This window comes from Ruegeria sp. G10, assembly GCF_056533645.1.
In genome coordinates this window covers 83,620-105,300 of sequence record NZ_JBQFOQ010000013.1, presented here as the reverse complement: position 1 = coordinate 105,300, position 21,681 = coordinate 83,620, and the positions used below count along the sequence as shown (strand labels likewise).

Here is a 21,681-nt window from a genome sequence, read left to right as displayed (position 1 = left end):
TCACCCACACCATGGGGCTGGACGACATCAACCACGGCTTCGACCTGATGCATAAGGGCGAAAGCATCCGCTCGGTGGTTGTGTACTAAGGTTCTGAACTGGCGAAGAATGGTGGATCATAGATGAGGTCAAGCGCTGTATTGGGGTTTTGGCACATTGCCTTAACTCGACCAGTAGTCCGGCGCGCGACGCGCATCTCCCTGATCGTTGGTACAGTTTTGGCCGCGATCAATCATGGCGACCGCCTGCTATCGGGCGACATCGATCTGACAATGGTTGCAAAGATCCTGGTGACGTATTGCGTACCCTATTTGGTCTCAACCTATTCCTCGGTTCTTGCCATTCGCGAAAACAGCATCACTGAACAGATCCGTGACTAGGGCTTCAACTCGGTCCAAATACCGAAGGCTGAGATATTGCGCTGTACCTAACGGCAGTTGGAGCAGCACACAGCGTCACGTTTGAAACGGAGACCCCAAGAAGCCCTCGGCTGATCTATCGTGACAGACGACCTGCTGTCCGATACCCGCAACCCTGAAATCGCAGCAGTTTTGAGCCATACACCAATACATCAGAACCTCTATTCAAATGGACTGGGTGCAGTCCTTCGTAACGCCCAAAGCCTGGGCCCGGGTCTGAATACAACCGGTTGCTCGCAGCGCTTTGTTGTGGATCAGCTAGCGCGCGATCCCCCTCCCCCTTCTTAGCGTATGCAAGGTCTGGAAAACGAGTGCGGACGATTAGAAGGTCCAGGTTTCCGAGTAGGGGCGCAGCTCAATCTCATTGCTCCAGGCCGATCTCGGCTGCAAATAAGCATGCCAATAGCTGAGCGCCACGTCATCCGGGTGCGCCAGTTTCTCAGGGTCGTAGCGGTCGCCATAGCGTTCATGCATCACCGGAACATCCAGGTCGCAGTCTAGTCGCACATGAACGATATGAATGCCGTCCTTGGCATAAGCACGTGTCAGGCTTTGCGACAACGCTCTAAGACCGAATTTTCCGATCGCATAAAGCGGCATCTTACCTGACCCTCTGAAAGCTGCGGTCGAACTTGAAAAAAACACACTGCCCCCGCCATTTCTGCGCATCGTGGGCAGCACTGCTTTTGCCGCCGCAAAAGCACCGATGACCTCGAGCCGCAAAGTTGCCTCCAGCGCCTCATAGCTCATCTCCAGAGGATCGATGGCCGTAAATGCATCACGCACATTGTAGATCAGCACATCGATCGGGCCCAGCTCACCGGCAGCGATTGACAGCGCCTCTTCAAGTGTCGCAGGGTCGGTCGCGTCTGCGCGATAGTATCGCACCTGTGCCTCAGGCCTCGCTTCAAGGGCCGCTGTCTTTGCTGCGTCACTACCCTGTTCAGTGCGCGAGACCAAAGCAATGTCCATCCCTTCGCTGCAGAATTTGCGCGCCAGCGAAGCGCCCAAGCCCTCTCCAGCTCCAATGATTGCACAGACTGTCGGCATAGCGTTCCTCAGTTCGCGGTTACAAATTGTTATGCGTCGTATAGGACGGCGCAGCGCACCTCGATACTCCACCGGTCCGGAGCGTCGTCTCCAACTGACGGGTCGGTAAAGGCGCTATGGAAACTGAAGGTTGAAGCACCCCCCGGTTGAGCGCTGTCTGCATTCGCCCCCTGCGAACGAGAGAGTTCACCAGCGGAGTCCCATTGCTTGATCAACAAGGCCTCATCCCGCGTCATCTCAGGGTAAAAGAGCCACTGATGCTGCTCCGAGTATTTGGCATAGTAATTTTCGCCGATCCGGTCCGCATAGTGGATTTCGAACACCACCAGATCCTTCGGACTGACCAAGGCTGCATCGCACAGAGCCAGAGGGTCGGTCATGACTGGGTTGTGGTCGATGTTACGCCACAAGTTGATGATAGCATAACGCCCCTTTCTGATCGCCTCGTCCACCGCATCCTTGTCGAGCAGCGTCCTCCCATCTTCTAAAATGAAACTGTAGGTATCATTGCCTGTCGGCGGCCGGGTCAGATCTCGCAGCCGCTGTGGTGCGCTGGTCATGGTGTAGTCGCCATGGACCATATGCAGCGGTGGCTGCACCTGTTGCCCACCAACAATCCGCTGCAAGTTTCGGTTACCCGAAACCGAACGGACATTGTGATCGAACGCCGCCACGACGTTAGCACCGGTAGCCTGCCGAATGATCTCTTGGCACTGAGGGTAGTAGCGTCGCACCACCTGCTGGTTATCAAGAAAGTCAATGTCGGGACCGTCCATCGGCCTCTGCAACAGCTCGAAACCGTTAGGGTCTAGCCGACGCCGCGCCGCACCGTCAAAGGCGCGGGCATCGCGCACGCGTATCTCGCGTCTATCGAAGGTCGTGCCAACCCATTTATCATCCGACCCACTGTTGTCGCGTCGTGTGTACACTTTGCCGTTGCGCAGCAAAGACGTCTGGGTTGAGGCATCCAGATAAGTGAATTCTCCAACCCGCTCAGCTTGTGCAATCAGGCTCATTTGCACTCCCTTCGAATAACGACCTTAAAGACATCGAGTCAGTTTGCTTTCCTGGCAAGAATTGTGAGTTTCTATTTCGATTAGACCGATGGCCATTTTGAGCAAAATTGGAAGAAATGGTTATCAATGTCAAACAAAGTATAATAAAATCAAGAAGCGATTTGCTTACTTGTGAAGCCTTGGCCTACTGAGGTCTATAGCGGGTTCAACATCCCGGCGTAGCTTCCAACGGTGCTATGGAAGACTACAGGAGCCAATAAGACCTATACCTCAACGGGTTACCCTCGCGGACTGCTCATAGCTGGCGTCAACGTTTTGCCTCATCAGAGTGATCTGCCCAAAGCCGACATCCAGCTATAATTTAGGACGTTGCAGCGCGAAGGGCATTCCGGACCTCCGCCGCCGCGTGGGGGTGCCATCAGGATGGTCTTGATCCGGCCGCGAGTTGCTCGATCAACAGATCCTGGCAACCGCTGGCATCGTAAGGTGCCTTGTAAGCAGCCAGTGCGACACGTGCGAGCGGCGGCAGCCCTAAGGATGGGTGTGCAGGAACCAAGGGCGACACGATCGAGTTAGCGGGCATCACAGTCAGTGCCAAACCTGCCTGAACAAGTGTTCTGACGCCGACGGGATGCGGGCTGAGATGAGAAACACGCCCCTTCATACCCGCGGCGTCCAATGCCCGCAGCGCGTGCCGCCTTAGATCGCGCCCGTCCGTCAGGAACGCCAATGGAATTGGCCCGTTTGGTGGCATCTCAAAGTCTGGCGAAGAGGCCCAATGAAGGTCCATGGACTGGACAAAGGACCGAAAGCTATGGCGGCCCTGGTCCATCATGAATGCAACATCAATGTCGCCGCCTTCCAGCCGCTCTAGAAGACGATCGCTTCGGTCGCATTGGATCTGAATTTGAATGTCAGGTCGCAATCGCGAGAACGCGCCAAGGGATTGCGCAACAATTGACATTGCGAGCGTAACGGTCGTGCCCAGCCTGAGTATCTGTCGGGCATTGGCGGTTTGCATGACCTCTACCGCCTCATCGGAGAGGGACAGGATACGTCTGACATAGACCAAAAAGACTTCGCCATCTTTGGTCAGCGCAACTTTCTTGCCCCGACCACGAGAGACCAGCTGCTGTCCAAGACTGGCTTCAAGTTTGCTGATCTGCGCGCTGATAGCGGATTGCACTGTGTTTTGTCGTTCGGCGACCGTCGTAAAGCTCAACTCGTCTGCCAACATGGCAAAAGTGCGTAATTCTCGGGTATCAAATGAAATCTTCATTTTAGATTTTTAGAAGCACATAAAATCGTTTCACAGATTTACTTTAGTCCGATATGCGGGTGTCAAACAACCGAAAGCCCGCCCTTATGGATCAATCAGTTGCATTTTTTGCCGTAGCAGTACTCGCCGTACTGCTCACAGGTTTTTCCAAGAGCGGCTTTGGCGGCGGTCTGGGTGTGATGGCTGTTCCAATGATGTCGCTCTTTGTGACGCCGCAGTTTGCGGCCGCCGTGATGATGCCGATTCTTCTGGTCATGGATCTGCTGATCGTGTGGCGCTATCGCCTGACCTGGGATCGGCGGATCATTCTTGGACTGTTGCCGGCTGCCCTTTTTGGGTTGGGCCTGGGGAGTGTTTCGTTCCAATACATGGACGCAAATACCGTGAAGTTCCTGGTGGGGCTGCTGGCTGCGTTCTTTGTTTTGCAGTTCCTGATTTTGCGGCATCGTGATCAGCCCCACGGTCATACGCCAAGGCCGGTGGTGTTTGCGCTTGGCACGCTGTCTGGCTTTTCCAGTTTCATCGCTCATGCGGGTGGCCCGCCCGTAAAAGGGTATCTGCTTCAACAGCGGCTCGAAAAGTCATGGTTTGTGGGAACCAACACGATGTTCTTCTTCACGTTGAACTTTCTGAAGACCATTGCGTACGGGGCCTTTGGAACGCTCTCGATGTCCAGCTTGAAGATCAGTGCTATTCTATCACCGATTTTGTTGCTTGGGGTTTTTCTGGGATTTCGGCTGCACAAAGTGGTCGATCAAAGCATATTCGTAATGGTGGTCTATGTCTTTCTGGCCCTGACTGCTTTGAAGCTCCTCAACGACAGCTTATCAGCCTTTCTTGGGTAACTAACAAGCCGTGCGAGCTGAGCTTTCAAACGAGCAGACAGCAACCCAATGAGTCCGGGCGGCAGATCACACTAATTCGGTATCGGCCGAAGTTTCGTTGATCATCGTGCGGTCAACGAACTTAACTGACTTTTCGTTGTGGGCGTTTCGTAGATTCCCAAAGTCCCGGCCCGTCGCCAATTCAAACAACCACAGATCCACAATGCACTGCAGGGGTTTCACTGTCAGCGTCTACATCGAAGTTACTGCAGGGGCGACAACATCACGATCCCCGGAAAGCTGATTTGACAACTCAAGAATGTAAGATGCCTGACCTTTCCATTCCGTCGTATCCGTTTTCCCGGTCGGGTTTTCGCTATCTAGCTAACGAGTGCTGGCTACCAAAGCCCTAGACCCTCGATCCGTCAGTTCTGCGTCATGGGGGATGCTCCTCCTGTAACCCAGGGGAATACCCCTAAGCACACACTTCTCCACTTGCCCGGCAAACAGGCATGATCTGGGCGCGAAAGTCGCCAGTCGACACCAAGCAGGAATGCCTCGATCGTTGTCCCAAAGCACCCAAATGCTCGACGAAGGTGTCGGTTTGTTGGTTAAGGCGGTTTGGCAGATCGCAGTTCTCCAATTAGATGCGGGTCTTGAGCGCTCGGCGTCGGCGCTCGATTCCACATTGGGTTTGCGCATGTCTTTGACGGTCTTGTCGCTGTTGCTGCTGAGTGTTGCGAGCTGCCATCTCGTCTCCAATCGTTGGTGTCACGAAGAGCCGCAAACCCTCGCATATTGAATCACTCTAATCTGCCCCATTGGACCTGACGTACGATACTCACGCTCGAGCAAACGGGCCCCCCTGCCATGTTCCTGTAATTCAAGCTTGAAATACCGACTGAGACTTTGGCGACCGCTCAATCGCCCGAACGTTGGCCAATTGTGAGGGTTATATGGTCGCCCGAAAACCAGGTGCGACCATATTCTATGGGTTGTCCATTCTGTTCGGTATTGATCGAAACCAGACGCAAGACAGGCGCACCGGGCCGCAAGCCGAGGTGGCCCGCGATTGTCTTGCTTGCGCGAACTGAATTGACCTCGGTCCACGCGCGAACATAATCGTCGATACCGTGAGCCGCAAATGCGGCAGTAACCGAGCCGGTGCGGTCAAATGCATCAAGCATGTTTGGAAAACGAAAGGCCGGGAAAATACAGCGATAAACGGAAATCGGCTGACCATCTGCCATCCTTAGCCCCTCGTTGACATGCACTTTGACGCCCGGCGAGATTTTCAGCGCTTTGGCTTCTTCGAGATCGGCGGCGCGTGTCTCACGAAACAGACTTTTGCGTGATGGTGTTTGCCCGATGGATTTTAGATTCTGATGAAAGCGTACACGATGACCGATGGTGTACTGGGTTGGCTTACGAACGACAAAAACGCCGGCACCCTGTTGCGTCCGCAGAACGCCTGCGCTCACAAGGTCAGCAATTGCGCGCCGCACGGTATGACGGTGCACGCCAAAGCGCGACGATAACTCAGATTCTGTAGGAAGCTTGTCCTCGGGAAGGTACCGACCACCAGCGATCTCGAAAGACAGAGTATCGCGGATCGCGGTCCAGACGGCATTCCGAGACATCAAGAACTCCTCTTGAGTGCCAGAGCTGTGAAGGACCAGAAATTTGAGTAGGTAAATTGGCACATTTCAACAAGCAAACGGATTAGGTCGAGAGCTTTGATACAGCCAAATTGCAACAGAATTATATGTGAACTGTCCTTGGCTGGGTCAATGATCAATCAGGCTGAATCGCCGCTGGGGAATTCAGCCCAATCGCCTTGAGTTACGGACTTCTATACAACAATCCAACTGACGTTCTTGCGTGCTGTTTTTGCGGCGTCAGCGCCGGTTCAACCATCCCGACCTGCTCCAAGCCCCGAGAAAAATCATTGCCCGGTCAACCGCCCCGGTTTATCGCATTTCTCATCATCAGGAGGAGTTGAGATGAAAACAGATACACTCGGCATTGACCATATTGGATTGACCGTCGGAAATCTGTCAGCAACCCGCGATTTCTTTACCGACTGCCTTCTGTGGGACGAGATTGGTGGTAACGCAGATTATCCGGCAGCCTTTGTTTCGGACGGCCACTCACGCATAACGCTTTGGCAGCGTCTGGACGAGACAGGCAGCGACTTTGACCGGCGAGCCAACATCGGGTTGCATCACCTTGCGCTCAAAGTTGGCTCCAAAGAGGTGCTGGATCGGTTATACACGCGCGTTTCTAGCTGGCCTGGCGTGGTGGTGGAATTTGCACCTGAGCCGTCGGGTAAAGGACCCAAAATACACTTCATGATATTGGAACCTGGCGGGACGCGTATGGAATTCGCTTTCGACCCCAGATAATGCGACAGCGGCCGCCGAAAGCCGAAACGAACCTGCAAAACCCGCGCGTTTACAAACTGCGTGCCGCCCGGATCGGAGAATCACACCTACTCACATCAAACAGGCTGCTCTTTCTGCCGGTTGTACAATACTAGACAAATGCGCTTATGGTCCGACAAATTTGCAAGTGATCGCTCATTTGCCTCATTCTATCCTATTGTTTTTATGTTATCATTTTTCTTTTCGGGGTGATGTCACAAAACCTTCTCAGTATTCGAACACCGTCTGACTACTCGGAACAGCGCCTTCAGCTTTCATGCTGAATGCCAAATCGACTGATTAGTTTTCATGGAGGACAACGGTGTTTGTGTCTCGACTATTTGCCGCTGCGCTTTGTGCGACGCTGCCTTTGAACTATGCTGCCGCTCAGGATTTGCCGACAGGCACATCCGATGATCCGGTGCGGGTCGTGATGGTGCCCGCCGAAATCGGTGCTCGCGATACGCTCAGTGATTACCGCCCTGTGTTCAATGCGATCACAGACATCTACGACATTCACTTTGAACTGACACTTGCGGATAGCTACGCTGCCGCCGTGCACGGGCTGTGCAACGATCAGGCGGACATCGGATGGTACGGTGCCGTGACCTTTGGTCAGGCGCACGAATTGTGCGGCGCTGAGCTTTTGGCTGTCGATGTCAAAGACAATGAGGCTGTGTACTATTCAGGCATCTATGCACGGCGGGATGCCGGTTTCGAAACGCTTGAAGACCTTAAAGGTCGCAGCCTTGCTGTTGGTGACCCCAATTCGACGTCCTCGTTCAACTTCCCTTTTGCGATGGTTCTTGAAGCCGACGTTGATCCAGTCAAGGATTTGGACAAAATCATCATCGCGGGAAGCCACACCAATTCGCTGGCGGCGCTGTCTGAAGGGCGCGTCGATGCGGCTGCGGCCTCTTTCGTTGCGTATGAAAAAGCTGTCACTGCCGGTGTTCTTGACCCTGCCGAGTTCATAGTTCTAGCCAAATCCGTAGGTATTCCGAACCCGCCAATGGCTATCAACACCAACCTCGACGATGATCTGAAAGCCCGCATCCGGCTTGCCTTCGGTGAAATCCACACGAGGGTTGACCCGCAATTCGTGCGTGGCTTCGGCGGCAAGGTAGTGGACCGTTACGACACCGAATATCCGCTAGACCAAATGCTGGGAACGCTTGAAACGCTGGCCGGTCTGACCGACAGCCTGAAAGGTGAGATCATCGATAAAGCCGGCGAACGGTAGTGGTCAAAATCAAAAGCCAGGCTCGCGTCATCGGCGCGAGCCTTATTTTGGGCTAAAAGGATACGCCATATGCTTAGGTTCGATGGGATCACGCATGTCTTTCCAGATGGCACACGCGCAAGTCATGATGTGAGTTTTGACGTGCCGAATGGGCAGTTCTGCGTGCTCCTTGGCCCATCAGGCGCGGGAAAGTCTACAATCCTGAACACCGTCAATGGTCTTGTGATGCCGACTCAAGGCCGGGTTGTGTTCGAAGGCGAACCAGTGACGTTGAAGAACCTGGCAAAGATCCGCGGCCATATTGGAATGGTTCATCAGCAACTTCATCTCGTGCCGCGGCTCAGCGTGCTGCACAACGTGCTCGCTGGGCTACTACCGATCACGCCGACCTGGCGCGCGCTGTTCAAGCTTTTCCCTCAGGAGCAGCAAAGAAAAGCCTGCAGGCTTCTCGAAGAGGTGGAGTTGGAGGAAAAACAGCTCTATCGACGCGCGTCAGAACTGTCCGGGGGCCAGCAGCAAAGGGTGGCCATCGCAAGAGCCTTTATAAACGACCCGGATGTGGTTCTGGCAGATGAACCCGTTGCCAGTTTGGACCCCACAGTTAGCAGGCAGGTGCTGCAACTGCTGCGGGCCGCATCACGTCAGAGAAAAACCACCGTATTGTGCTCGTTGCATCAGGTCGAGTTTGCACTTGAATTCGCCGACAGGATCATTGCGTTTCGCGCCGGCGAGATCGTTTTTGACGGTTTGCCTGCCGACCTTTCTGCTGGCGTGCTCCGGCAAATCTACGGTGGAACCGACGAGCAGACCACAGGCATTCAGTTGGCTGGTAAACAAGCTGCTGTTGCAGACAGCGACATGCGCGTTTTGACTACAGTCTAGAAAGGGCCAATACATGGCGTCGATTGATCCGGCACGCCTCCCGTCCGAAACCTGGGAGTTACATCGCGCAATCTCTTCCCGCACCATCGGCGCATTGCTTGTCATTACGGTTCTTGCCGGATACTCCGCGCATGACATGGGGCTTGATAAGGCGCTGTCAGAAACATGGGGTGCGCTGCTGTCGCTCATAGGGATCGGAGAGTCCAGAGTTGTAAACGCCGCAACCGGGTTTCTTGGTCAGTCTTTTCCCATCCAAATCTCGACAAGCCAGGAAGTCAGCCGGATCGAGAATTTCGACCCGGCACATCTACCGCTGTTTTCCTACATAGAGATTCAGACCATCCGCGAGTACAGCGCGCTGACCGGCGAGTTCACCGAGGTCGAAGCTGAGTTTCTTGTGCAGCCCATTGGGTATCTGGTCAAAGTTCTCGTGAAAATGTGGGAAACGATCGAGATGGCAATTTGGGGGACCGTCCTATCTGTCATTATCGCCACCCCGCTCGCGTATTTTGCCGCGCAGAATTACACACCCAACTGGATCGTCTATCAGATTGCGCGCGCGATCTGCAGTTTCAATCGCGCGATGCCGGAGCTTATCCTCGCGTTGTTCTTCGTGCTGATGTACGGGTTCGGGCCAATAGCGGGCATTTTTGCGCTGGCGCTGCACACAAGCGGTTTCTTAGGCAAGTTCTTCGCCGATGAGATCGAAAACTCGGATCCGGGACCGCAGCAAGCGTTGCGCGGCACAGGAGCGAATAGAATAAAGGTCCTTCGATACGCGGTTCTGCCGCAAGTTGCTCCTCAGTTCTACGCCTATGTGCAGTATATTCTGGAACGAAACATCCGGACAGCTACCGTTTTAGGCATTGTCGGAGCAGGCGGTATCGGGACCGAGCTCAAAGGTCGGTGGGATTTGTTCGACTACGGGCATGTGGCTACAATCCTTCTGGTTATCTTTCTCACCGTCGTCTTGCTGGAATTCCTGACGCAGAAGCTCCGGGCACGCGCAATCTGATGATCAGAACCAGCCTGTCTTTAGGAGACATTGAATTCCAGCTAGAAGGATTGTGCGTAGTCCAAAACTGAGCTGAGGCTGCCTTTGGTGTTTTCTGGTCGAGCGATAGTTCGAAGCCTTAGCTGGACACTAAAACCGATTGCCTTGCCACGTTTACTTTCTAAGCCTCAGGCCCTCTTACGCCTGCTGAGCACGTGTCCGAACCGTTCAGGGAAAACAAGAAAAGATCAAACAAAAGGCCATCAAAGCCCTTCTTCACCGCATATTTGCCGCACAATCAATCCAGTAAGACGGGTCACACTCCGTCATAGTTCAAAATGCAACTACCCGATCTTGTTACCCTGGCTCCAGACGCCTCGTAGTATGGGCGTTTTGTCGGTTTTGCGCACACACAGCACGTCGCCGCGCAGGCCTATGGCAAGCGCACCGCGATCAGTCAGTCGGGCTGCCCTGGCCGGGTTGCTTGTCACCGTGGCAATGGCGCGTGGAATGTCCTGCCAGATCTCAGCAAGGCGAAAGGCAGATAGCAACAGCGCGGAAGGCACATAGTCCGAAGACAAAATGTCCAGAAAGCCGGCATCGGCTAACTCGACCGCAGCAACATTGCCAGAGTGCGAACGCCCCCGGATCAGGTTCGGTGCGCCCATCATGACAGCGATTTCCTTTTCGCGACACGCTTCCGCCGCCTCGATGGTTGTCGGGAACTCTGCAAACGCTACACCGTTTCTGGCCGAGGTTTCGACGTGATCAGTCGTCGTATCATCATGGCTGGCCAAAACCGCGCCCAATCGGCCCGCCTCTGCTACGGCAGCCGTTTCGTGTTTCGCCCCAAAACGCTTCTGCAGGTCCAGCAGGTTCTCCACATGCGCGGCAAACTCAGTGTCATTCATTGCGCGTTTTTTGGTGATATAGGTTTTCAACGCATCCAGACTGCGGAACTGACGCTGACCGGGCGTGTGATCCATCAGGCTCACGATCCCGACCCGGTCCTCAGGCTTGAAACTACCAAGCTCATCAATCAGGGTTTCCGAACATATCTCGGCCCGCAGATGCAGGAAATGGCTGATCTTGAAGACCCCATTTGCGCGGGCTGTCAGCAGCTCATTGGCCAGTTCGCGGGCATAGTTGACGTTGCGCCCCTTACCGCCATGAACCGAGCCGACACGCATGGCATCGAAAACGGTCGTGATGCCTGTGGATGCCAGCTCGGCATCATGGGCCATCAGGGCTGGCAGGTGCGGCCAGTGAACCTCGGGGCGAGGTTCAATGTGTCGCTCAACGTTATCGGTATGCAATTCAACCAAACCCGGAAGGACCAGATCTCCCGCACAGTCGACAGCCCCGGCGGGCACCTTGTCGCCTTCTACGATCCCGGAAATAACGCCCCGTTCAATCGTGACTGCGCCGCGGACCAGCTGATCGGGCAACACCAGCTGCGCATTGGCGAGGCATAGATCGCCGGACCTATCGCTGTCACAAGTCTTCGCCAGAGAGGATGCGGGAAAAACGGAATTCATATCACAATCTCAATTTGCGGTTTACTATGCTCCACCCGACAGGCCTGTGGCAGAGTTCGGGGCCGCCTGGCCGAGGTGGTACGTGGTGCGCGGTGCGCCAACTTGATCTGACCGGATTGCGTGACATCACGATGACACCGCGCAAATACAGGTTCCACCTGGGACTGTCCGGTCGGTTGCCGACGGACGCCCTGCCCATGTGGTCGGACGAGGTGATGCGCAACCTGCCGACTCTGCACGGCCCATTTGCTCTGGATCAGATCGCCTTGTGTAGCAAACGTCGGGAGGTGTGTTTCGAGGTGCCTCATCGCTATACGCTCACCGGTCGAAGCAGGGCGGTTGCACGGGCGATCGTCTCTTCTAGGGGGCCGTCATTGGCAAGCGTGATGACGTTTAGCCCTTCGGGCAGCGGCCTGCCTGCCTGCCCTAGTCGTTTTGCGATCTCCGCCTCCGACTCGCGGCCGCGTGCGGCCAGACGGCGTGCGAGTGTATCCGTTTGTGCGGTGATGTTCAGCACCAGAAGTTGGGGGAATTTTTCAGCCGCCTCAGCCAAGGCGCCCCGAGAAAAATTGACAAGGCAATCAACGCCTTCGCTCAGGCGCGCTTCCACCGAACTGGGTATGCCATAAAAAAGTCCATGGGCCTCCCAATGCACAGCAAACGCCCCACGGCGTGCCATTGCTTGAAACGCATCGGCAGAGACGGCGTCATAATCCTCGCCGCCTGCCTCTTTGGCGCGGGTGATGACGCGGCGCACCAGATGGACGTGTGGCAGAGCACGATGGATGCCTGCCATCACGCTGTCCTTCCCAACGCCCGATGGGCCAACCACCGCTATGAGGCGCCCTTGTGTCATGCTGCCAAACCCGGCGTAAAGCGCGTGATGTCGATTTCTCGGTCACACACCCGCTTCCGCGCGCCCTCATCATGGAAAATCCCGACTATTGCGGCCCCGCGCGCTTTGGCCTCTTCGATCAGGGACAGCACCACTTCGCGGTTCGTCGCATCAAGGCTGGCGGTCGGTTCATCCAACAGCATCGCGGGATATGGATGGGCGAAGCCGCGGGCAATATTGACCCTCTGCTGCTCGCCACCCGAGAAGGTCGTTGGTGAAAGTGTCCAAAGCCGTTCGGGGATGTTGAGCTGGCTCAGCAGCGCCCGGGCGCGGTCCTCGGCCTGCTCAGCAGGTGTTCCAAGGGCGCGCAGCGGTTCGGCGACCACCTCAAGAGTCGGCACCCGAGGCACAACGCGCAGGAACTGGCTGACATAACCCAGCACATCCCGGCGCAGGGCGATCACGTCGCGCGGTTCGGCCTGAACCAGATCGACCCCGCCGATGCGGATTTCTCCCGACGGCGTCAGGTAGTTACCGTAGATCATGCGCATGAGCGTCGACTTACCGGCGCCGGACGCGCCAGTGAGTGCCACACATTCGCCAGCAGCAACCGAAAGCGAGACGTTGCTGAGGACTTCTATGACAGCGCTTCCCTGATTGTGCAGGGTGAAGGTCTTGGAGACGTTGTTGAGCTCGATCATGACTTACACCTGCAAAACTGAACTGACCAGAAGTTGGCTATAGGCGTGTTGCGGATCGTCGAGGACCTGATCTGTCAGGCCCGCTTCGACCACGCGGCCCGATTTCATGACCATCAGCCGGTCCGCCAGCAGCCGGACAACGGCCAGATCATGGGTGACAATGATCGCGGACAAACCCATGTCACGCACAAGGCTGCGCAGCAGATCAAGCAGGCGTGCCTGCACGCTGACATCCAGCCCTCCCGTCGGCTCATCCATAAACACAAGCCGCGGACCGGTGACCAGATTGCGAGCAATCTGAAGCCGTTGCTGCATGCCGCCCGAGAAAGTCGTTGGCCGGTCGTCGATACGCTCGGCATCAATCTCGACCCGTCCCAGCCAATCGCTGGCCGTATCGCGAATATCGCCATAGTTGCGCGCACCCACGGCCATCAGACGCTCGCCAACATTGCCACCTGCGGAAACACCCATGCGCAGCCCATCACGTGCGTGCTGGTGTACAAAGGCCCAATCGGTGCGGCCCAGCATGCGGCGTTCCGGTTCGGACATCGAGATGGTGTCGCGCGGCCCGTCGGTGCGGGTGTCGAAGATCACCTCGCCTTCATCCGGGGTCAGATGCCCCGCCATGCAGTTCAGCAATGTGGACTTGCCGGACCCGCTTTCGCCGACAATCCCCATTACCTCGCCGGGATAAAGGTCGAAGGACACATCCGCGCAGCCGATATGCGCGCCGTAGCGTTTGGTAATGTTCTGAACAGACAGCAAAGGTGTCATGCCGCGTCCTTTCCCTTATGTCCCGCTGCCTGCCGGGTCTCGCAATAATCCGTGTCCGAGCAGACGAACATCCGCCCGCCCGCGTCGTCCACAATCACCTCATCCAGATAACTGTGCGCAGCCCCACAAAGACCGCAGCAATAGTCGGCCTTGGAGGCTTCGAACGGGTGATCCTCAAAATCGAGGCTGACCACGTCGGTATAGGGCGGCAGAGCATAGATCCGCTGCTCGCGCCCCGCTCCAAACAGCTGGATCGCGGGCATGTCTGTCAGTTTCGGGTTGTCAAATTTCGGGATAGGCGATGGGTCCATCACGTAGCGTCCCTCGACGTTGACAGGATAGGCATAAGAGGTCGCGATATGCCCATGCCGGCTGATATCTTCGTAGAGCTTCACATGCATCAGCCCGTATTCTTCCAGGCTGTGCATTTTTCGCGTCTCGCTTTCTCTCGGCTCCAGAAAGCGGAGTGGCTCGGGAATGGGGACCTGATAGACGAGTATCTGCCCCTCGGTCAGCGGCTCTTCGGGGATGCGGTGGCGTGTCTGGATAACCGATGCATCGGCTGTTTTGGTCGTCGTCTCCACACCGGCGGTGCGTTCAAAGAAGGTGCGGATCGATACCGCATTTGTCGTGTCATCCGCGCCCTGATCGATCACCTTGAGGGTGTCCTCGGGCGTCAGGACGGCCGCTGACACCTGTACGCCGCCCGTGCCCCAGCCATAAGGCATCGGCATTTCACGCGATGCGAAAGGCACCTGATAGCCGGGAACGGCAAGAGCCTTTAAGATGGCTCGCCGGATCATCCGTTTGGTTTGTTCGTCAAGGTAGGCGAAATTGTAAGCCTGATCGTTCATGTCAGCCCCCAGCCCGTTGAGCTTTTTTCACGTTGGACGCACCCGAATGGCGCCAGCCCGGATCGTCGACCCAAGCGAGATGTGGCTGCCAATCAATCGGCACGCTGCGGATACCAAAAACGACCGTGTCAATGCTCATTCCGCAGCCTCCTGAACCTGATCCGCACCCGCTTCGCGGCGTAGTTTGCGCACAAGTTCCAGTTCTGACTGGAAATCGACGTAATGCGGCAGCTTGATATGTTCCAGAAAGCCAGTGGCCTGAATGTTATCAGCGTGATACAGGACAAATTCCGCATCCTGCGCCGGCGCGCCAACATTATCCTCGCCCAGTTCTTCCCATCGCAGCGCACGGTCGACCAAGGCCATCGAGATCGCCTTGCGCTCGGTCTGTCCAAAGACCAACCCGTACCCGCGGGTGAATTGCGGGGGCTCAGTTTTTGACCCTTTGAACTGGTTGACGGTTTCGCATTCGGTCAGGGTGATCTCGCCGATTTCGATGGCAAAGCCCAATTCGGGGATTTCCATTTCGACTGGCACAGAGCCGATCCTCAACTCGCCCACGAAGGCATGATTTCGGGCATAGCCGCGCTGCGTCGAATAGGCGAGACCCAGCGTAAAGCCCTCATCTGCGCGGGTCAGGGCCTGCAGGCGCAAAGCGCGTTCGGCAGGCATCTCCAGCGGTTCACGTGTCAGATCAGGGGGCGTCGTGTCGTCATGAGCGGCCTCTTCAATCAGCCCTTCGCGGTTCAGAAACTCCGTCACATGCGGCACATCTGCGGGCTCGGCCTCGCGCAAAGGGGCCTCAGGCACCTCGCCATCAGCGGCCAGCTTGAAATCCAGCAGCCTGTGCGTGTAATCGAAGGTTGGCCCCAGCACCTGACCGCCCGGCAGATCCTTGAAGGTCGCTGAAATGCGCCGGTCGCAGGCCATCTTGCCGGTGTCGACCGGCTCTGATCCGCCAAATCGGGGCAAGGTGGTGCGATAGGCGCGTATCAGAAAGATCGCCTCGATCAGATCGCCGCGCGCCTGTTTGATCGCAAGCGCGGCAAGGTCAGGATCATAAAGCGAACCCTCGGCCATGACGCGGTTTACCGCAAGGCTCAGTTGTTCGCGGATTTGCGCAATGCTCAGCTCGGCAACATCCGTGCTGCCCCGGCGTTCCTCGGCCAGCCAGGCATGCGCATTTTCAATCGCGCGTTCGCCGCCTTTGACAGCTACATACATCAGGATACCTCGGTAGAACGCGGCAGGGCCGCAAGGTGCGCGCCGCAGGTGAATATGAAATCTAGCCCCAGAGGAAACAGCGCGCGGTTCGACCGGAATGCCTGCAGCTCCGGAAGGGACAGGACTGCGCTGCCTTGAATGCCGGGACCGGTCAGGGTTGCTCCGGCGGACCTCAGCTGGGGGCTTTCCACGATCAGCGTGGCCGAGCGGTCGGGGTATTCAGGGCTACCAACGGGGTAGGACGATAGCGGTGCCAGCGCGTCCCACGATCCGATTGCGAACATGCAATGCGCCGGGCCTGTAAAGGGCGCGCCGGTGTGAAAGGCCAACCAAGCGCGCACTGCCTCGCAATCGGCCTCGCCCGCCAGATAAATCGGGGTTTCCCGGTCGCAGAGCGTCAGCAGAGCGCCACCCGCCGCGGGCGAGAGCGGAGAGGGCGGTGTAACCCCGCCGATGTCGTGGATGGTGCCGGGACGGGCCATCGCCTCCATCACACTGCGAAAGGCGTGTGCCGACTGGATCGCAGGATTCTCAAAGCCACCGGCCAGAATTTGCGCCTGCATCAGTCTTCTCCTCTGACCATGGTAAAGAATTCCACCTTCGTCGCCGCAGCCTTGGAGGCGCGCACGGCCTTGGCCTCGGTCTGCTCAGTTTGCAGGGGATTCAATACTGCAGCGCGCAATGTTTGTGCCGCCCCCGTCTGCATCAGCGCATCGACCAGCGCGGCGGCTTCTGCATCTGCCTTGCGGCGGCCCTGAATGTAAGCATGCCCCACTTCGCCGGTTTCCAGCGTCAGCGCGCAGCGGGTGACCGTCATCTCGCCCAGATTGAAAGGCGCGCCGGTAGCCCCTGCACGGGCGCGCACCATGGTACTGCCGATCTCGGGCGCGCGCAGCCATGTGAAAGCAGGTCGTGGCATGGCTGCGTCCAGCAGCACCCCCGCCCTGCCCTCTGGCGCTTTGGCAAGAAGGCTCATCCATGACTTGCGCGGAAGATTTGCGTCAAAACTGTCTTTCATCTCGACAACTTTTCCAGATACTATACAACTATACATATCTTATCATATACGCCGCGCGAAGACAGAGGAGTTTTGTGAATATTGCGTGACGCTTTACGAAAGACACCGATCTGGAAGGCCATCTCTGACGCCCTGCGCAGCGATCTGGCCGAGGGGCGTTATGCCCCCGGAGACAAGCTGCCGACCGAAGCAGCCCTTGCCGAACGCTTTGGCGTGAACCGCCACACGGTTCGTCATGGGTTATCTGCTTTGGTCGATGAAGGTTTGATCCGAACACGTCGCGGCGCCGGGGCCTATGTCGAAGCCACACCCACGCAATACCCCATCGGAACGCGGGTACGGTTTCATGAGAACCTGATTGCCGCAGGGCGCAGGCCCGGGAAACGGGTGCTGCATGTAGAGGAGCGCGCCGCGACGACAGGTGAGGCCGCCGCGTTGCAGATCGCACCAGTCGATCCGGTCTGTGTCTATCACGGCTTGTCATTGGCGGACGGTCAGCCCATTGCCGTATCCGAAAGCCTCTTTCCGTTGGTGCGCCTTCCGGGCATCCATGCCGCGCTGCAGAGCTACAGCAGCATCACTGATGCACTTCATGCTGCAGGTGTGGCGGACTATACCCGCGCAACGACCCGATTGACGGCGGTACGCGCCACAGCCACACAAGCCCTGCATCTGCAGGTCGCCGAAGGGGACCCTCTGTTGAAATCATCGGGTGTCAATGTAGATGAACATGGACAACCGGTGGAATTTGGTCGTACTTGGTTCGCCGGGGACCGTGTCACACTGACGCTTGAGAGCTAGCCTCATACTTCTCAAGAAACGCTTCGGCTGTCAGCGCACGGAAATCGTCAAGCGAGCGGCGCAACGCATCGTGCGACCAATCCCACCAGGCAAGTTCCATCAACCTGTCTGCGATGTCACGAGGTTGGCGCAAGCGCAGCGGCTTGGCCGGTGTGCCAGCAACAATTGTGTAGGGATCGACATCTTTCGTGACCACCGCACCGGCTGCCACCACCGCGCCGTGGCCCAGCGTGACCTCGGGCTTGATCATCGCGCCTGCACCGATCCATGCGTCATGACCAAGATATGCGATACGGGATTTGCGATGGGCAAAGAATTCCTCGTCGCGTGCCGCGTCATCCCAGTAATCGTCAGAGCGATAGAGGAAATGGTGGCAGCTGGCCGCGTGCAGCGGGTGGTCGGCGGCGCCAATGCGCGTGAAGGCGGCGATATTGACGAACTTGCCGATTTGCGCGTTGGCGATATCGGCGTACCTGTCGCAATAGCTGTAGTCACCCATCGCTGAATGGGCCACGCGGCTGCCCTTGCCGATCTCGACATAAGCACCGAAAGTGCTATCGGTGATCACACAGTCAGGCTGAATGAATGGCTCATCTTCCGAAAGCCGCGCCATCAGTCTTTGCGCCCGATCAGTTTGCCGCGCAGCCAGCCAGAGAACCAGTCCATGAACATGACCATGACGATGATCAGAATGATGTAATACGCGACCTCTTCCCAGTCTTTCTGCGTCTGGATCGCTTGCGTCAGCATCAGGCCGATGCCGCCGCCGGTAATCGCGCCGATGATGGTTGCTGAACGTGTGTTGGATTCCAAGAAATAGAGAATCTGCGCCAGCAGCACGGGAACGACCTGCGGGATGACACCGAAGCGATACCGCTGCAACGGCTTAGCTCCGGTTGATGAGATCCCTTCGATCTGCTTCTGATCCACGTTTTCCAACGCTTCCGAGAATATCTTGCCGAATGTTCCCGTATCGGTGATCAGGATTGCCAAAGCGCCTGTAAGGGGACCCGGCCCGAAGGCCCGTGCCAGAACCACCGTCCAGATCAGAGCATCCACACCGCGCACGAAATCGAACAGGCGGCGGGTGGCAGCGCGCAGCAGCATGATGGGCGAGAACCGCTTGGCCGCCAGAAACGACAGCGGCAGTGCGACCATCGCAGCGCCCATGGTGCCAAGAAACGCCATCAGAATCGTCTCTCCGATCGCCCAGGCAACATCCTTGTGCCGCCACATGGCGTTATTCCACCAGTCGGATACAGCGCCCTCGATGTTCGAGCGATCCGGGTCGAAACGCGCGCCGAACAGGATCTCGGCAAGTCCGTGGCCATGATAAGGACTGTCGAGAGTGAACCAGAACAGCTCCCAGCCGGGGAAGTAGTTGAACACCTCGGTGCGCGCGCCGGTCATGGTGATGCGGCCCTCGGGCGTGGTGATCCCGATCCGCCGCTCCGAGGCGGATATCCAGTCGGGCAGCTCGGACGGCAGGTTGGTCGTCAGGCGGCGACCTTCGGCCTGCACCTCGATCAATGGAAAACCCGGGATCTCAATCTCGGTCCGGTTACCGGGCAGGAACCGTACGATATGGTCCCGCCCCAGATCGATGGTGATCACCTCGTCACCGGACACCCATTCCGGTCGAAGACCGTCGGGATAGGTACCCTTGCGCTCGCCTTCCACAGCATAGGTCACATCACCCGAGCGATTATCGCGCGTAACATGCACCTTGTGCGACCAGCTGTCTGAGGCCAGCGTCACGGCGTTGTCCAGATTGGCCCGCTGCGCAAGACCCGGAAGGTCGAACGCAAAGAAGATATAGGCAAGGTAAAGGACAATCACAGCCGGGATGCCAAAACCGATCATGCGTTTGCGCTGAAACAGCTTTTCCGCCTCAAGCTTGGTGCTATTCAGGCCCGGGTTCACATCTATCGCGGTCATTGGCCCTGCCCTTCTGTCAGACGATTGCGGAAACGGCTGGAAACCTGATCGAAGAACACGATCGTGCTGAACAGCAAAATGAAGATTGCACCTGCTTCGTCGAACCGGCCCGGCCCCCAGGCCATGGCATTGCGCAGCTCATAGCCCAGTCCCCCCGCCCCGACGAAGCCCAGGATGGCGGAAGCGCGAATGTTGATCTCGAACCGCAGGAGTGAATAGCTGACATAGTTCGGCGCAACCTGCGGAAGAACGCCAAGCAGCATTTTCTGCGACCACGTGGCACCTGTCGATGCCAGGCCTTCGACAGGTTTCAAATCTGCGTTTTCGGCGACTTCTGAGAACATTTTGCCAAGCGCACCCGCGGTGTGAATGGAAATCGCGATCATCGCCGGAACTGGGCCCCCACCAAGCACAAAGATCAGGACCAGCGCTATGACGATCTCAGGCACGGCGCGCATGATGTCCGAGATACGACGAAATAACGGGATCAGGCGCGGCCATTTCGCCAACCCACGCGTTCCGAGCAGCGATAGAAACAGGCCACCGATGGCCCCGACCAAGGTCGAGACTGCAGCGATATTGATCGTCTCAACCAGCGCCGGGAAGTATTTCACAATCAGGCCAGGCAGGTCAGCACGTTTCTCCCAGGCCTCTGACAGAACTTCTGCAGGATAGTCTCCAATCTGATGCAAACCCTCCCAGAAGCCGCCGGCATTACGAGAGTCTGCAATATTGAAACCCGACACCAGCAGGACCACAAAAACCAGCAACGTCAGCCCGCCATACAGCCTGCGACGTTGAACCTGCGCCATATAGCTGGATTGAATGGTTTCAACGCTGTGGGGCGCTGTACCGATAGATATGTCTGCCATCCCGAACCCCGGACAAAGAATGACCGGCAACCCAATAGGGTTGCCGGAAACATCAAACGACGGGCTTAGCCACCGATCTTGGCTTTGCGCGCCTCAACGATGGACGTGTAGGTATCATGGGATACCGGCTGGAAGCCCAGCGTGTCGCCTGCTGCCACACCGTAAGCGCAATCGGGGTCACGCTCGTGCAGGCCGTCAACCAGTTCGGTCATGGTTGCACGTACATCAGCAGGCAGGGCCTTGCGCAGAACCACGGGACCTTCGGGGATGACGTTCGATTTCCAGATCTGGACCATGTCGTTCATGTCGACCAGCCCCGCGTCAACCGCCTTGCGCAGCGCGCCCGAGTTGTACCCGTCTTCCCAGTTGCCCTGACCATCGGCCCAGGTGACGCCACCGTCAATGTCACCATTGTTTACAGCAACGATTGTCTGCTCGTGGCCACCGGTGAACTTCACTTCACCAAAGTACTCGCCCGATTCCATCGTGACGCCGTCCTTGTACTGCGGGATCTCGATCGAGGGGATCAGATAGCCCGAGGTCGAATTGGGATCGCCGAAGCCGAACACCTTGCCTTCCATATCGTCCAGCGAGGAAATACCGCTGTCTTTGCGGGCAAAACCGATCGAGTGATAGCCTATGGAACCGTCCACGTTCACTTTGATCAGAACGGGCTCGACCGCATCAGGGTCCTGCAGATATGTGGCAGCGTAAGAGGACGCGCCCAACCACGCCATGTCGATCGTGCCGCCCAGCAGACCCTGGATCACGCCGTTATAGTCGGCGGGCGCAAACAGCTTGGTCTCAACACCCAGCGCTTCGGTGGTGTAGTCCGCAAGGCACTGATACGAGTTCATACGGTCCTGAGCGTTTTCGCCGCCCAGGATTCCGATGCGGAATTCTTTGATTTCCTCAGCAAGAGCACCAGTGCTCAGCGCGGTGGTGGCGGCAAGCGCCAGTACCAGGGTCTTTTTCATCGTTGTCTCCGTTCGGTTT

At 57.0% G+C, this 21,681-nt stretch carries 25 protein-coding genes; 8 read left to right on the top strand and 17 right to left on the bottom strand.

The window, feature by feature from the left end:
* Positions 1-122: 122 nt before the first annotated feature.
* Positions 123-380, top strand: a complete 258-nt coding sequence (gene nrtS, locus ACR0KM_RS18420) for a nitrate/nitrite transporter NrtS (protein ID WP_480860964.1) — start codon at positions 123-125, stop codon at positions 378-380.
* Positions 381-740: 360 nt separating this feature from the next.
* Here the strand turns inward: nrtS and ACR0KM_RS18415 are convergent, their stop codons facing one another.
* The 3 genes from ACR0KM_RS18415 to ACR0KM_RS18405 form a co-directional block, all read right to left on the bottom strand.
* Positions 741-1,469 carry an SDR family NAD(P)-dependent oxidoreductase gene (locus ACR0KM_RS18415; RefSeq protein ID WP_480824918.1) on the bottom strand — a complete coding sequence of 243 codons (729 nt, stop codon included), beginning with the start codon at positions 1,467-1,469 and terminating at the stop codon, positions 741-743.
* Positions 1,470-1,498: 29 nt separating this feature from the next.
* Positions 1,499-2,485, bottom strand: coding sequence for a CmcJ/NvfI family oxidoreductase (locus ACR0KM_RS18410; protein WP_480860966.1), 987 nt, complete (start codon positions 2,483-2,485; stop codon positions 1,499-1,501).
* Positions 2,486-2,903: 418 nt separating this feature from the next.
* Positions 2,904-3,764, bottom strand: coding sequence for a LysR family transcriptional regulator (locus tag ACR0KM_RS18405; RefSeq protein ID WP_480860968.1), 861 nt, complete (start codon positions 3,762-3,764; stop codon positions 2,904-2,906).
* Positions 3,765-3,850: 86 nt separating this feature from the next.
* Between ACR0KM_RS18405 and ACR0KM_RS18400 the strand changes: the two genes are divergently transcribed.
* Both ACR0KM_RS18400 and ACR0KM_RS18395 read left to right on the top strand, forming a co-directional pair.
* Positions 3,851-4,609: a sulfite exporter TauE/SafE family protein gene (locus tag ACR0KM_RS18400; protein ID WP_480860971.1), complete on the top strand. Its 759-nt coding sequence runs from the start codon at positions 3,851-3,853 to the stop codon at positions 4,607-4,609.
* A gap of 562 nt (positions 4,610-5,171) precedes the next feature.
* The gene (locus ACR0KM_RS18395) at positions 5,172-5,390 is read left to right on the top strand and encodes a hypothetical protein (RefSeq protein WP_480860973.1); all 219 of its coding nucleotides are present in this window, start codon (positions 5,172-5,174) and stop codon (positions 5,388-5,390) included.
* Positions 5,391-5,508: 118 nt separating this feature from the next.
* Here the strand turns inward: ACR0KM_RS18395 and phnF (ACR0KM_RS18390) are convergent, their stop codons facing one another.
* Complete coding sequence (gene phnF, locus ACR0KM_RS18390) at positions 5,509-6,228, bottom strand: phosphonate metabolism transcriptional regulator PhnF (RefSeq protein ID WP_480860977.1); 720 nt, start codon at positions 6,226-6,228, stop codon at positions 5,509-5,511.
* A gap of 363 nt (positions 6,229-6,591) precedes the next feature.
* Here phnF (ACR0KM_RS18390) and ACR0KM_RS18385 point away from each other — a divergent pair, with 363 nt between their 5' ends.
* The 4 genes from ACR0KM_RS18385 (at position 6,592) to phnE (ACR0KM_RS18370) (ending at position 10,151) form a co-directional block, all read left to right on the top strand.
* On the top strand, positions 6,592-6,993 hold the full coding sequence (locus ACR0KM_RS18385) for a VOC family protein (RefSeq protein ID WP_480824948.1): 402 nt from the start codon (positions 6,592-6,594) through the stop codon (positions 6,991-6,993).
* A 346-nt stretch (positions 6,994-7,339) separates the two neighbouring features.
* Positions 7,340-8,254 carry a phosphate/phosphite/phosphonate ABC transporter substrate-binding protein gene (locus tag ACR0KM_RS18380; protein ID WP_480860980.1) on the top strand — a complete coding sequence of 305 codons (915 nt, stop codon included), beginning with the start codon at positions 7,340-7,342 and terminating at the stop codon, positions 8,252-8,254.
* A gap of 69 nt (positions 8,255-8,323) precedes the next feature.
* Positions 8,324-9,136, top strand: coding sequence for a phosphonate ABC transporter ATP-binding protein (gene phnC, locus ACR0KM_RS18375; RefSeq protein ID WP_480860983.1), 813 nt, complete (start codon positions 8,324-8,326; stop codon positions 9,134-9,136).
* Between the two features lie 13 nt (positions 9,137-9,149).
* Positions 9,150-10,151, top strand: coding sequence for a phosphonate ABC transporter, permease protein PhnE (phnE, locus tag ACR0KM_RS18370; RefSeq protein WP_480860985.1), 1,002 nt, complete (start codon positions 9,150-9,152; stop codon positions 10,149-10,151).
* A gap of 323 nt (positions 10,152-10,474) precedes the next feature.
* Here the strand turns inward: phnE (ACR0KM_RS18370) and ACR0KM_RS18365 are convergent, their stop codons facing one another.
* The 9 genes from ACR0KM_RS18365 to phnG all read right to left on the bottom strand — a co-directional run bounded on the left by ACR0KM_RS18365 (position 10,475) and on the right by phnG (position 17,074).
* Positions 10,475-11,668, bottom strand: a complete 1,194-nt coding sequence (locus ACR0KM_RS18365) for an alpha-D-ribose 1-methylphosphonate 5-triphosphate diphosphatase (protein WP_480860988.1) — start codon at positions 11,666-11,668, stop codon at positions 10,475-10,477.
* Between the two features lie 310 nt (positions 11,669-11,978).
* The gene (phnN, locus tag ACR0KM_RS18360; RefSeq protein ID WP_480860990.1) at positions 11,979-12,524 is read right to left on the bottom strand and encodes a phosphonate metabolism protein/1,5-bisphosphokinase (PRPP-forming) PhnN; all 546 of its coding nucleotides are present in this window, start codon (positions 12,522-12,524) and stop codon (positions 11,979-11,981) included.
* Positions 12,521-13,204 carry a phosphonate C-P lyase system protein PhnL gene (gene phnL / locus ACR0KM_RS18355; protein WP_480860992.1) on the bottom strand — a complete coding sequence of 228 codons (684 nt, stop codon included), beginning with the start codon at positions 13,202-13,204 and terminating at the stop codon, positions 12,521-12,523. The genes phnN and phnL overlap by 4 nt, the downstream gene beginning before the upstream one ends.
* Before the next feature lie 3 nt (positions 13,205-13,207).
* Positions 13,208-13,978, bottom strand: a complete 771-nt coding sequence (phnK, locus tag ACR0KM_RS18350; protein ID WP_480860996.1) for a phosphonate C-P lyase system protein PhnK — start codon at positions 13,976-13,978, stop codon at positions 13,208-13,210.
* A complete protein-coding gene (locus ACR0KM_RS18345) occupies positions 13,975-14,832 on the bottom strand; it encodes an alpha-D-ribose 1-methylphosphonate 5-phosphate C-P-lyase PhnJ (protein WP_480860998.1) in 858 nt (285 codons plus the stop codon). The genes phnK and ACR0KM_RS18345 overlap by 4 nt, the downstream gene beginning before the upstream one ends.
* A 1-nt stretch (position 14,833) precedes the next feature.
* Positions 14,834-14,971, bottom strand: a complete 138-nt coding sequence (locus ACR0KM_RS18340; protein WP_480861000.1) for a hypothetical protein — start codon at positions 14,969-14,971, stop codon at positions 14,834-14,836.
* Positions 14,968-16,056 carry a carbon-phosphorus lyase complex subunit gene (locus ACR0KM_RS18335; RefSeq protein ID WP_480861002.1) on the bottom strand — a complete coding sequence of 363 codons (1,089 nt, stop codon included), beginning with the start codon at positions 16,054-16,056 and terminating at the stop codon, positions 14,968-14,970. Before ACR0KM_RS18335 ends, ACR0KM_RS18340 begins: the two co-directional genes overlap by 4 nt.
* Entirely contained in the window at positions 16,056-16,619 is a 564-nt protein-coding gene (phnH, locus tag ACR0KM_RS18330; RefSeq protein ID WP_480861004.1) for a phosphonate C-P lyase system protein PhnH, read from the bottom strand. Before phnH ends, ACR0KM_RS18335 begins: the two co-directional genes overlap by 1 nt.
* Positions 16,619-17,074, bottom strand: coding sequence for a phosphonate C-P lyase system protein PhnG (phnG, locus tag ACR0KM_RS18325; protein WP_480861007.1), 456 nt, complete (start codon positions 17,072-17,074; stop codon positions 16,619-16,621). Before phnG ends, phnH begins: the two co-directional genes overlap by 1 nt.
* Before the next feature lie 81 nt (positions 17,075-17,155).
* Between phnG and phnF (ACR0KM_RS18320) the strand changes: the two genes are divergently transcribed.
* Positions 17,156-17,875: a phosphonate metabolism transcriptional regulator PhnF gene (phnF, locus tag ACR0KM_RS18320; RefSeq protein ID WP_480861008.1), complete on the top strand. Its 720-nt coding sequence runs from the start codon at positions 17,156-17,158 to the stop codon at positions 17,873-17,875.
* Here the strand turns inward: phnF (ACR0KM_RS18320) and ACR0KM_RS18315 are convergent.
* From ACR0KM_RS18315 to phnD, 4 genes are all read right to left on the bottom strand, one after another.
* Entirely contained in the window at positions 17,853-18,488 is a 636-nt protein-coding gene (locus ACR0KM_RS18315; protein ID WP_480861012.1) for an LbetaH domain-containing protein, read from the bottom strand. The two genes, phnF (ACR0KM_RS18320) and ACR0KM_RS18315, sit on opposite strands and share 23 nt — an antisense overlap.
* Entirely contained in the window at positions 18,488-19,813 is a 1,326-nt protein-coding gene (gene phnE, locus ACR0KM_RS18310; protein ID WP_480861015.1) for a phosphonate ABC transporter, permease protein PhnE, read from the bottom strand. Before phnE (ACR0KM_RS18310) ends, ACR0KM_RS18315 begins: the two co-directional genes overlap by 1 nt.
* Positions 19,810-20,685: a phosphonate ABC transporter, permease protein PhnE gene (gene phnE / locus ACR0KM_RS18305; RefSeq protein WP_480861017.1), complete on the bottom strand. Its 876-nt coding sequence runs from the start codon at positions 20,683-20,685 to the stop codon at positions 19,810-19,812. Before phnE (ACR0KM_RS18305) ends, phnE (ACR0KM_RS18310) begins: the two co-directional genes overlap by 4 nt.
* Before the next feature lie 65 nt (positions 20,686-20,750).
* On the bottom strand, positions 20,751-21,662 hold the full coding sequence (gene phnD, locus ACR0KM_RS18300) for a phosphonate ABC transporter substrate-binding protein (RefSeq protein WP_480861019.1): 912 nt from the start codon (positions 21,660-21,662) through the stop codon (positions 20,751-20,753).
* Positions 21,663-21,681: the final 19 nt, after the last annotated feature.